This is a genomic window from Trinickia sp., from assembly GCF_057351765.1.
Map to the genome: position 1 here is coordinate 1 of NZ_JBMRBK010000019.1, position 10,275 is coordinate 10,275.

Annotated in this window: 9 protein-coding genes and 1 tRNA gene; 8 read left to right on the forward strand and 2 right to left on the reverse strand. The window is 63.4% G+C overall.

Features of this window, described 5'->3' with window-relative positions; all coding sequences use genetic code 11:
• Together ACO1XS_RS03430 and folE2 are read left to right on the forward strand one after the other, a co-directional pair.
• Positions 1-1,040 (forward strand): transketolase C-terminal domain-containing protein (locus ACO1XS_RS03430; RefSeq protein WP_486390003.1); only part of this gene is annotated, 1,040 nt, incomplete at its 5' end.
• A gap of 138 nt (positions 1,041-1,178) precedes the next feature.
• A complete protein-coding gene (gene folE2 / locus ACO1XS_RS03435) occupies positions 1,179-1,988 on the forward strand; it encodes a GTP cyclohydrolase FolE2 (protein ID WP_331566551.1) in 810 nt (269 codons plus the stop codon).
• 19 nt (positions 1,989-2,007) lie between these two features.
• Here the strand turns inward: folE2 and tsaD are convergent, their stop codons facing one another.
• Positions 2,008-3,033, reverse strand: coding sequence for a tRNA (adenosine(37)-N6)-threonylcarbamoyltransferase complex transferase subunit TsaD (tsaD, locus tag ACO1XS_RS03440; RefSeq protein ID WP_331566599.1), 1,026 nt, complete (start codon positions 3,031-3,033; stop codon positions 2,008-2,010).
• 142 nt (positions 3,034-3,175) lie between these two features.
• On the opposite strand from tsaD, the gene ACO1XS_RS03445 reads away from it, so the two are divergent.
• The 6 genes from ACO1XS_RS03445 (at position 3,176) to ACO1XS_RS03470 (ending at position 9,947) form a co-directional block, all read left to right on the forward strand.
• On the forward strand, positions 3,176-4,393 hold the full coding sequence (locus tag ACO1XS_RS03445) for a BaiN/RdsA family NAD(P)/FAD-dependent oxidoreductase (protein ID WP_331566549.1): 1,218 nt from the start codon (positions 3,176-3,178) through the stop codon (positions 4,391-4,393).
• A 69-nt stretch (positions 4,394-4,462) separates the two neighbouring features.
• Entirely contained in the window at positions 4,463-4,675 is a 213-nt protein-coding gene (gene rpsU / locus ACO1XS_RS03450) for a 30S ribosomal protein S21 (RefSeq protein ID WP_331566547.1), read from the forward strand.
• A 150-nt stretch (positions 4,676-4,825) separates the two neighbouring features.
• On the forward strand, positions 4,826-5,272 hold the full coding sequence (locus ACO1XS_RS03455; RefSeq protein ID WP_440560501.1) for a GatB/YqeY domain-containing protein: 447 nt from the start codon (positions 4,826-4,828) through the stop codon (positions 5,270-5,272).
• A gap of 63 nt (positions 5,273-5,335) precedes the next feature.
• Complete coding sequence (gene dnaG / locus ACO1XS_RS03460; RefSeq protein ID WP_331566543.1) at positions 5,336-7,204, forward strand: DNA primase; 1,869 nt, start codon at positions 5,336-5,338, stop codon at positions 7,202-7,204.
• Between the two features lie 116 nt (positions 7,205-7,320).
• Positions 7,321-9,753 (forward strand): RNA polymerase sigma factor RpoD, encoded by a 2,433-nt coding sequence (rpoD, locus tag ACO1XS_RS03465; RefSeq protein WP_331566541.1) that lies wholly within the window; start codon positions 7,321-7,323, stop codon positions 9,751-9,753.
• Positions 9,754-9,871: 118 nt separating this feature from the next.
• Positions 9,872-9,947: transfer RNA gene (locus tag ACO1XS_RS03470), tRNA-Ile, on the forward strand.
• 82 nt (positions 9,948-10,029) lie between these two features.
• On the opposite strand, the gene ACO1XS_RS03475 is transcribed toward ACO1XS_RS03470, so the two are convergent.
• Positions 10,030-10,275: panthothenate synthetase (locus tag ACO1XS_RS03475; RefSeq protein ID WP_486390004.1), on the reverse strand; the 246-nt coding region annotated here is incomplete at its 5' end.

The window sequence follows — 10,275 nt, forward strand, 5'->3', positions numbered from 1 at the left end:
CGGAAGCCGATCCGGTGCTCTACCACGGTCCGGGCAAGTTCAATCCGGCCGAGGGCATCAAGCCGTCCACCGCGCCGAGCAAGAAGACCTATACGCAAGTGTTCGGGGAGTGGCTGTGCGATGCGGCGGAACTCGATTCGCGCGTGGTCGGCATTACGCCCGCGATGCGCGAGGGCTCGGGCCTCGTCGAGTTCGAAAAGCGCTTTCCGGACCGCTATTTCGATGTCGGCATTGCCGAGCAGCATGCAGTGACGTTTGCAGGGGGGATGGCTGTCGAGGGTATGAAGCCCGTGGTCGCCATTTATTCGACGTTCCTCCAGCGCGGCTACGATCAACTGATCCACGACGTTGCGTTGCAGAACCTGCCGGTGGTGTTCGCGATCGACCGCGCCGGCCTCGTCGGTGCCGATGGCGCGACGCACGCGGGCGCTTACGACCTGGCATTCCTGCGCTGCATCCCGAACATGACGGTGATGGCGCCCGCCGACGAGAACGAGTGCCGGCAGATGCTCTACACGGCGCTGCAGCAGCCGAACCCGACGGCCGTGCGGTATCCGCGCGGCGCGGGTGCGGGCGTGGCCACGGTCAAGCAGATGACGGCGCTGCCCGTTGGACGCGGCGAGATTCGCCGCCAGTCGACGGCAGGCAAAGGCAGCCGCATCGCGATCCTCGCATTCGGCACGATGGTCGCGCCGTCGCTCGCGGCGGCCGAGGCACTCGATGCGACCGTCGCCAATATGCGCTTCGTCAAGCCGATCGATGCCAAACTGCTCGTCGAGCTTGCGCAGACGCATGATGTGCTCGTGACCGTGGAGGAAGGCTGTGTCATGGGCGGTGCCGGCTCGGCCTGCGTCGAATCCCTGCTTGCCAATGGGGTTGTTCGTCCCGTACTACAATTGGGCCTTCCCGACGGATTCATCGATCACGGCGATCCGGCGAAGCTGTTGTCGGAGTGCGGTCTCGATGGCGCGGGGATCGAGAAATCGATCCGCGCGAGGTTCCTCGAACCTGCCGCCAAGCTGGCGCAGCGCGTCGCCTGATGCAGCGCGGGTCAGCCCGCGTTGCACCCGTACACAGACATGGGCCTCGACGGCCCATGTTTCGTTATTGGCATGACCAGCGCTGTGCCGAGGGGCGGCATGACTGGCGCCGCCTCAAGAGGACAGGACAAACACAAGATGAACGACATGAATGCAGCCTTCGTGATGCCCGACGTACAGAGCTCGGTCGATACACGGCAAATCCCGATCCAGCGAGTCGGCGTCAAGGGGGTTCGGCATCCGCTTGCCGTCCGCATGTCGAACGGCGAAGTGCAGGCGACGGTGGGCACATGGAACCTCGATGTCCATTTGCCGGCTGAGCAGAAGGGCACACATATGTCGCGCTTCGTCGCGCTGCTCGAGGACAGCAAGACGCCGCTCGATTCCTCCGCGTTCGGTACGATGCTCTCGGCGATGCTGACGAAGCTCGAGGCGCCGGCCGGCCGCATCGAAGTGACTTTTCCGTATTTCGTCAGCAAGACAGCCCCCGTTTCGGGCGTATCGAGCCTGCTCGATTACGAGGTAACGATGATCGGCGAGATGCGCGGGGGTACGCTCCGTACGTTCTTGCAAGTGCTCGTGCCCGTGACGAGTCTTTGCCCCTGCTCGAAGGAAATCTCGCAGTACGGCGCGCATAACCAGCGTTCGCATGTGACGGTTCGGGCCGAGTGCGTCGGGGAGTTGTCGGCCGAAGCGTTGATCCGCATTGCGGAGGAAGAGGCTTCTTGCGAGCTCTGGGGTTTGCTCAAGCGTCCCGACGAAAAGTTCGTGACCGAACGGGCCTACGAGAACCCGAAGTTCGTGGAAGACCTCGTGCGCGACGTGGCCCGGCGGTTGAACGCCGACGAGCGTGTCGTTGCCTATACGCTCGAAGCGGAGAACTTCGAGTCGATTCACAATCACAGCGCCTACGCGATCATCGAGCACGACAAGCGTCGCGCGAATTGACGATGCGCGCTGCCGCAACTCAACGCGGCAGCGAGGACAAATCCCAACGAGGCTTGACGGTGAACGCGTAATCGCGGCTCGCCTGTTGCGGCCAGCGCGCGAGGCGCAACGCGCCCGCGAGCGCGATCATGGCGCCGTTGTCGGTGCACAGTGCGAGGTCCGGGTAGTGCACTTCGTAGCCGCGCTTTCGTGCGGCCTCGGAAAGTGCTTCCCGCAGTTGACGATTCGCGCCGACGCCGCCTGCCACCACGAGCCGCTTCAAACCCGTCCGCTTGAGCGCGGCAATCGATTTGGCGACGAGCACTTCGACGGCCGCGTCGACGAAGCCGCGTGCCACGTCGGCCTTTTCCTGCTCGCAGACATTGGCGCCGAGCTTTTTCGTCTGCGTCAGCACGGCGGTTTTCAGACCGCTGAAGCTGAAGTCGAGATCGCCTGAATGGAGCATCGGGCGGGGCAGGACCACGGCACCGGGCAGGCCATATTCCGCGAGCCGCGATACTTCAGGGCCGCCCGGATAGCCGAGCCCGAGCAGCTTGGCCGTCTTGTCGAACGCTTCGCCGGCTGCATCGTCGAGTGTTTCGCCGAGCGTTTCGTATAGGCCGACATCTGTGACGCGCATCAATTGCGTGTGCCCGCCTGAAACGAGCAGTGCGACGAACGGGAACGGTGGCGGCGCGTCGACGAGCAGCGGCGACAGCAGGTGCCCTTCGAGGTGATGGATGCCGATCGTCGGCTTGTCCCAGGCCATGGCCACCGCGTTGGCGATGCCGGCGCCGACGAGCAGCGCGCCCGCCAGTCCCGGCCCTTGAGTGAATGCGATCGCGTCGATGTCGGCGGTTCTTGCGCCCGAACGCGCGAGCACCTCTTCCAGAAGCGGCAGTGCGCGGCGGATATGGTCCCGCGACGCAAGCTCCGGCACCACGCCGCCGTACTCCCTGTGCATGGCGATTTGCGAATGCAGTGCGTGAGCGAGCAGGCCGCGATCGCTGTCATAGAGCGCGAGGCCTGTTTCGTCACAGGAGCTTTCAATGCCGAGAACGAGCATGATGCGAGAGGAGAGCTGCGGGCCGGCTGTGCGATGAAGCGCACCGAAGTGGCGCAATGCGCCGGCGCCAGAGGGAACGAGGAACACGAAAGTATAACAGGACGCCCCGGAAACCCGGCCTGGCGCGGTTAAAATGCGCGCCATGGAATCCTATGATATTGCCGTGATCGGCGCCGGTGCGGCCGGCATGATGTGCGCGGCCGTCGCCGGACAGCGTGGGCGCCGTGTCGTGCTCATCGATCACGCCGCGCGGCTGGCCGAAAAGATCCGCATCTCCGGTGGGGGCCGCTGCAACTTCACGAACCTTCACGCGGGGCCGGCGAATTACCTCTCGGCGAACCCCCATTTTTGCCGCTCGGCGCTCGCACGCTATACGCCGCGCGATTTTCTGGCGCTGCTGAAATCGCACCGCATCAGCTGGCATGAAAAGCACCGCGGGCAACTCTTTTGCGACCATTCGAGCGAAGCCGTCATCGACATGCTCAAAGCCGAATGCGACGCCGGTGCCGTCGCGTGGCGCCGGCCTGTTACGGTCGAATCGGTGCAGCATGCCGATGCGCGCGGCTTTACGCTTCAGACGAGTGCGGGCTCGATCGGGGCGCGCGCACTCGTGATCGCGACCGGCGGCCTTTCGATCCCGAAGATCGGCGCCACGGACTTCGCCTATCGGCTCGCGAAGCAGTTCGGCCACAAGCTCGTCGAGACGCGGCCCGCCCTCGTGCCGCTCACGTTTTCGTCGGATGTTTGGGCGCCATTCGCCGCTTTGTCGGGGGTGTCACTCGAAGTCGAGATTGCCGCGGGGGCGAGCAAGGGGCAGGGTCGGTTCGCCGAGGATCTTCTGTTCACGCACCGGGGATTGTCGGGGCCGGGCGTGCTGCAGGTCTCGAGCTATTGGAATCCGGGCGAGCCGATCCGTATCGATCTGCTGCCAGGGCGCGAGCCTGCCGCGGAACTGCTCGAGGCCAAGACGGCCAGCAAGCGGCAGATCGGCAATGCGCTGGCGGAATGGATGCCCGGGCGGCTTGCGCATGCGTGGCTCGCGACTCACGGCGTGGCGCCCGAGGCGCGGCTCGCCGATCTCTCCGACAAATCGCTGCGGCGACTGGGCGAAGCCTTTGCGCAATGGAGCCTCGTGCCGAGCGGGACGGAGGGCTACCGAAAGGCCGAAGTGACGCGCGGCGGCGTGGACACGCGCGAACTGTCCTCGTCGACGATGATGAGCGAGCGGGTGCGGGACCTTTATTTCATCGGAGAAGCCGTCGACGTGACGGGCTGGCTCGGCGGGTACAACTTTCAGTGGGCGTGGGCGTCGGCGGTCGCGGCGGGCGAGGCAGCAGCCGATAATGCCCGTGGCGCTTGACACGTCGCTGCATTTATGCAGAACGTCTGCTATACTCCCGAACCTTTGTGATATTTCCGCTTTGGAAACATGACGATTATCCGCGTTAAAGAAAACGAGCCCTTCGAAGTTGCGATGCGGCGCTTTAAGCGCACCATCGAGAAGACCGGCCTTTTGACCGAACTTCGCGCGCGCGAGTTTTACGAAAAACCGACGGCGGAGCGCAAGCGCAAGAAGGCCGCGGCGGTCAAACGCCACTTCAAGCGTCTGCGCAGCCAGATGCTGCCGAAGAAGCTGTACTGATCGAATTTCGTCGCAGCGCCTTTCTTCCCGCTGCCCCTGGGCGGCGGCGGACAAGCGCCCGAATAACCCGCTTGAGGAAGGATCCCAAGCGGGTTTTTGCGCTAGGCGGTACGCGCGGCGCTTCCCTATTTTCCATGCATCGGGTGAAAAATGAGCTTGAAAGATCGGATCAATGAGGACATGAAGGCGGCGATGCGCGCGCGCGAAACCGGACGGCTCGCGACGATCCGCCTTCTGCTTGCCGCGATCAAACAGCGGGAAGTCGACGAGCGCACGACGCTCGACGATGCGGCGGTCACCGCCGTCATCGACAAGATGATCAAGCAGCGCAAGGACTCGATCAGCCAATTCGAAGCGGCCGGCCGGACCGATCTCGTCGATCAGGAAAACGCCGAGCTCGCGGTGCTGGCGGCCTATATGCCGGCGCAACTGTCGGAAGCGGAGGTTTCGGCCGAGGTCCAGGCCGCCGTCGCGCAAGTGGGCGCCACCGGCCCGCAGGACATGGGCAAGGTGATGGGTGTGCTCAAGGGCAAGCTCGCGGGCCGGGCCGACATGACGGCCGTCTCGGCGCTCGTCAAGGCGGCGCTCGCCAAATAAGGCCGGCGCCGGCCGGCGCCCGGGCTCCGGGTGTCGTGCCGCGCCGGCTTCTCGCCGCCCAACGTGATACCGCATTCGTTCCTGCAGGATCTGCTGAACCGCGTCGACATCGTCGACGTGGTGGGCAAGTACGTCCAGTTGAAAAAGGGCGGGGCAAACTTCATGGGACTCTGCCCCTTTCATAACGAGAAGAGTCCGTCGTTTACGGTCAGCCCGACCAAGCAGTTCTATCACTGCTTCGGTTGCGGCGCTCACGGCACGGCAATCGGGTTCCTGATGGAACATGCCGGATTGACGTTCCCCGAAGCGGTCAACGACCTGGCTCAGTCGGTCGGGCTCAGCGTCCCGCAGGAGCCATCGCCGATGCGCGGCGGCTCGGGCGCCCCCGGCGAGCGCCCGGCGTTTGCGGACCACAAAACCGCGGCGGCGCTCTCCGACGTCATGCAAACGGCGTGCGATTACTACCGCAAGGCGTTGCGCGGGGCGCCCGAGGCCATTCGTTATTTGAAAATGCGCGGCTTGACGGGCGAAGTCGCGGCCCGGTTCGGTCTCGGCTATGCCCCGGACGGCTGGCAGAACCTCGAAGACGCGTTTGCCGACTACCGCAGCGATGCGCTGGTGGAGGCGGGGCTCGTGATCGTCAGCGAAAAGCTCGACGCCGAGGGGCAGCCGCGCCGCTACGACCGCTTTCGCGAGCGGATCATGTTCCCGATCCGAAATGTGAAGGGACAGGTGATCGGCTTTGGGGGCCGGGTGCTCGAATCGGGCGAACCGAAGTATTTGAATTCCCCCGAAACGCCACTATTTAGCAAGGGCAGCGAGCTTTACGGTCTTTTCGAGGCGCGGCTGGCGATTCGCGAGGCGCGTTCGGTGCTGGTGGTGGAAGGGTATATGGATGTCGTCGCGCTCGCGCAATTGGGCTTTCCGAATGCCGTCGCGACACTGGGTACCGCCTGCACGCCGGTGCACGTGCAAAAGCTGCTGAGGCAGACCGATACGGTCATCTTCAGCTTCGATGGCGATGCCGCGGGGCGTCGCGCCGCGCGGCGGGCGCTCGATGCCTGCCTGCCGCATGCGGCCGACAACCGGACGATCCGCTTCCTTTTTCTGCCGCCGGAACACGACCCCGACAGCTTCGTGCGCGAGTTCGGCAAAGAAGCGTTTGCCGAGCAGATCGAGCATGCCACGCCGATGTCGCAGTTCATGTTGAGCGAAGTGTTGGCCGGCAAGGAGCTCGACACGCCCGAGGGCCGCGCCCGGGCGCTGTTCGATGCGAAGCCGCTCTTGCAGGCGCTGCCGCCGAATGCATTGCGCGCCCAGATCATGCATATGTTCGCCGATCGGCTCGGCGTGCCTTTCGACGAGGTCGCGGCGCTTTGCGACGTCGATTCGCGGATTGTTGCGGCCGCGCGGCCGGCGCCGCCGCGCAAGGACCGGCGGCGCGTCACGGATATCGAGGAGCGCGCGTTGCGCAATCTCGTCATGTATCCGCGCATCGCCTTGCTTCTCGACGAATCGAGCGAGGAGGCGCTCACGGCGCAAGCGCACGGGGAGCTGTTCGCCGAAGTGGCGACGCATGCGCGCGCGCTGGGCGATGCGGCCGAATTCCGGCTGTTGTCCGACCTGTTGCGCACGGGTGCGAACGCGGCAACTTTCGAAGAAATTTTCCGCGAAATTCTGGACTATGATGAAAACGTGCGTGATTTGCTGCTGCAGAGCCCGGAAGACGACGCTGCTATCGAACAACAGACGGAGCGCGAGCGTATCGCGGCCGAAGAGCTCCAGGCGGCAATCCTGAAAATGCGCTACGACGCCTGTTGTCAACGGCTTGAGCGCTTGTCGCGACAATCGCGGCTCACTTCGGACGAGATTGCGGAATATGCGGAGCTCGACCGCCAGCGGGCGGATATGAAGCGCCGACTCGGTGCCTGAGGGCTGCGGGCTGGCATGCCCGTGCTATAATAAAAGGTTCTCAGTGGTTTGATTTTTCAGGAATTTTCGGCGACAGCGGGCAGAGGTGCTCAAGCACAGGCGAGGCGAGACAAGCGATGGCAAAGACGACAGGCGCGAAAACGACGGTGGCGGGCACGGCTGGAGCGGGCAAAGGCAAGAGCCCGGGCTCCGGCAAGGGCTCGGCGCAGCCGGTGCGCAAGGCGTCCGCGGCCGCGACCGCCGGGGCCACCGCAGCCGGAAAACCCACGAGCAGAACGGCTGCGCGGACTTCGGCCGCGGCGGCTGGTGTAACCAAGGCGGCCAAAGCGTCCGCCAAAGCGCAGACGGGAGCTGCCGCCGCGAAACGGGCGGGGGCGGGTTCGAAAAGCGTAAGGGGTGCGGCTGCCACGCCGGACGATTTGGCAGTGCGCGAGACCCAGGTATCCACGGTGCAACCGGCTGAAGTCCAACAGCCGCGAGTCGAGATTAAAGCCGCTACGGCCAACTCCATGACGAAAAAGCTGAACGAAGTACCCGTCGATGACGACGCAACTCAGGGCGAAGAGCAGCAACCTGCCCCGGGCAAGGCTGAGAAGGCCAGGGCGCGCGACCGTCGCGCGAAGGAGAAAGCGCTCCTGAAGGACGCATTCGCGTCGACCCAGCCGGGCACTGCCGAGGAGCTCGAAGAGCGGCGCTCGAAGCTGCGCGCGCTGATCAAGCTCGGCAAGGAGCGCGGCTTTCTGACCTATGCCGAAATCAACGATCACCTTCCGGACAACTTCACGGAGACCGAGGCGATCGAGGGCATCATCAGCACGTTCAACGACATGGGTGTTGCCGTCTACGAGCAGGCGCCCGATGCCGAGACGCTGCTGTTGAACGACAACGCTCCGGCTGTCGCGTCCGATGACGAAGTCGAGGAGGAAGCGGAAGTCGCGCTGTCCACCGTCGATTCGGAATTCGGGCGTACGACCGATCCGGTGCGGATGTACATGCGCGAGATGGGGACGGTCGAGCTTCTCACGCGCGAGGGCGAGATCGAAATCGCGAAGCGCATCGAGGATGGCCTCAAGCACATGGTGATGGCAATCTCGGCGTGCCCGACGACGATCGCCGACATCCTCGCGATGGCAGAGCGTGTGGCGAACGAAGAGATCCGCATCGACGAGCTCGTCGATGGTCTCATCGATCCGAACGCCGAAGACACGGACGGTTTCTCGGCGCAGGAAGCCGAGACGATCGAGAGCGAGTCGGAGGACGTCGAAGAGGAAGACGAGGAAGAAGAGGAAGAGGACGACGGCACCGCTCAGGCGACGGCCAATGCCGCGCAGCTCGAAGCGCTCAAGCGTTCGTCGCTCGAGAAGTTCGCGCTCATCAGCGAGTGGTTCGACAAGATGCGCCGCGCGTTCGAGAAGGAAGGCTACAAGTCGAAGTCGTATCTGAAGGCGCAAGAGGCGATTCAGAACGAGCTGATGTCGATCCGCTTCACGGCGCGTACGGTTGAGCGGCTCTGCGACACGCTGCGCGCACAGGTGGATGAAGTCCGTCAGGTCGAGCGTCAGATCCTGCATATCGTCGTCGACAAGTGCGGCATGCCTCGCGCAGAGTTCATCGCGCGTTTCCCGAGCCACGAGACGAATCTCGAGTGGGCCGACAAGATCGTCGAGGAGAGCCATCCGTACAGCGCGATTTTGTCGCGTAACATCCCTGCCATTCGTGAGCAGCAGCAGCGGCTCATCGATTTGCAGGCGCGTGTGGTGCTGCCGCTGAAGGATCTGAAGGAAACGAACCGTCAAATGGCGGCCGGCGAACTGAAGGCGCGTCAGGCCAAGCGCGAGATGACCGAGGCGAACCTGCGTCTCGTGATTTCGATCGCGAAGAAGTACACGAATCGCGGGTTGCAGTTCCTCGATCTGATTCAGGAAGGCAACATCGGTCTCATGAAGGCGGTGGACAAGTTCGAATATCGCCGTGGCTACAAGTTCTCGACGTATGCCACGTGGTGGATTCGCCAGGCCATCACGCGTTCCATCGCGGACCAGGCGCGTACGATCCGGATTCCGGTTCACATGATCGAGACGATCAACAAGATGAACCGTATTTCGCGGCAGATTCTGCAGGAGACGGGTCTCGAGCCCGATCCGGCGACGCTTGCCGAGAAGATGGAGATGCCGGAGGACAAGATCCGCAAGATCATGAAGATCGCGAAGGAGCCGATCTCCATGGAAACGCCGATCGGTGACGACGACGATTCGCATCTGGGTGACTTCATCGAAGATACGAATACGGTTGCGCCTGCCGATGCGGCGCTGCACGCGAGCATGCGCGATGTCGTGAAGGATGTGCTCGATTCGTTGACGCCGCGCGAAGCGAAGGTGCTGCGGATGCGTTTCGGAATCGAGATGAGCACGGATCACACGCTCGAGGAAGTTGGCAAGCAGTTCGACGTGACGCGCGAGCGGATTCGCCAGATCGAGGCCAAGGCGCTGCGCAAGCTGCGCCATCCGAGCCGTTCGGATAAGCTCAAGTCCTTCCTCGAAGGCAACTGATCGAGGTATCATTCAGTGCCAGGCCCGGCGTGAAAACACCGGGTCTTTTTTTGCGGCCGGAGTTAGTGCTTTAGCACTTACACAGGCCGCCTCCAGCGGCTGGCGTGTTCGTTGTCTTGGGCCCGTAGCTCAGGGGTTAGAGCAGTCGACTCATAATCGATTGGTCGTTGGTTCGAAACCAACCGGGCCCACCAAGCATTTGGCCGCGTCGCATGAAGATCACTGAAACCCGCACCGCGTGAGGCGCTGCGGGTTTCTTTTTGTCGACAGAGTCCGCTACTTCCACTTGGCGCCGAGCGTCTCTAACCCGGCTTTCTGAAGGTCTTCCGGTACCATCACCACGCGAAACTCACAGTCAGCGTTGAACGTGAGAAACCACGGCTCGGCAAATGCGGGAATCTGCGACGGCTCGTCGAGATTGATGATGAGGATGGCTCCACGGCGCCCGCTTTGCTCCGTGAAATAGGCTGCTTCAGGTTTCATCTCGTCGAGTATCTTCGATATCACTTCTCCGATGGTGCC

What these genes read in the sequence shown, in the direction of transcription:
- folE2 (WP_331566551.1), top strand. Translation starts at nt 1,179, where the DNA reads ATGAACGACATGAATGCAGCCTTCGTGATGCCCGACGTACAGAGCTCG.
- tsaD (WP_331566599.1), bottom strand. Translation starts at nt 3,033, where the DNA reads ATGCTCGTTCTCGGCATTGAAAGCTCCTGTGACGAAACAGGCCTCGCG.
- ACO1XS_RS03445 (WP_331566549.1), top strand. Translation starts at nt 3,176, where the DNA reads ATGGAATCCTATGATATTGCCGTGATCGGCGCCGGTGCGGCCGGCATG.
- rpsU (WP_331566547.1), top strand. Translation starts at nt 4,463, where the DNA reads ATGACGATTATCCGCGTTAAAGAAAACGAGCCCTTCGAAGTTGCGATG.
- ACO1XS_RS03455 (WP_440560501.1), top strand. Translation starts at nt 4,826, where the DNA reads ATGAGCTTGAAAGATCGGATCAATGAGGACATGAAGGCGGCGATGCGC.
- rpoD (WP_331566541.1), top strand. Translation starts at nt 7,321, where the DNA reads ATGGCAAAGACGACAGGCGCGAAAACGACGGTGGCGGGCACGGCTGGA.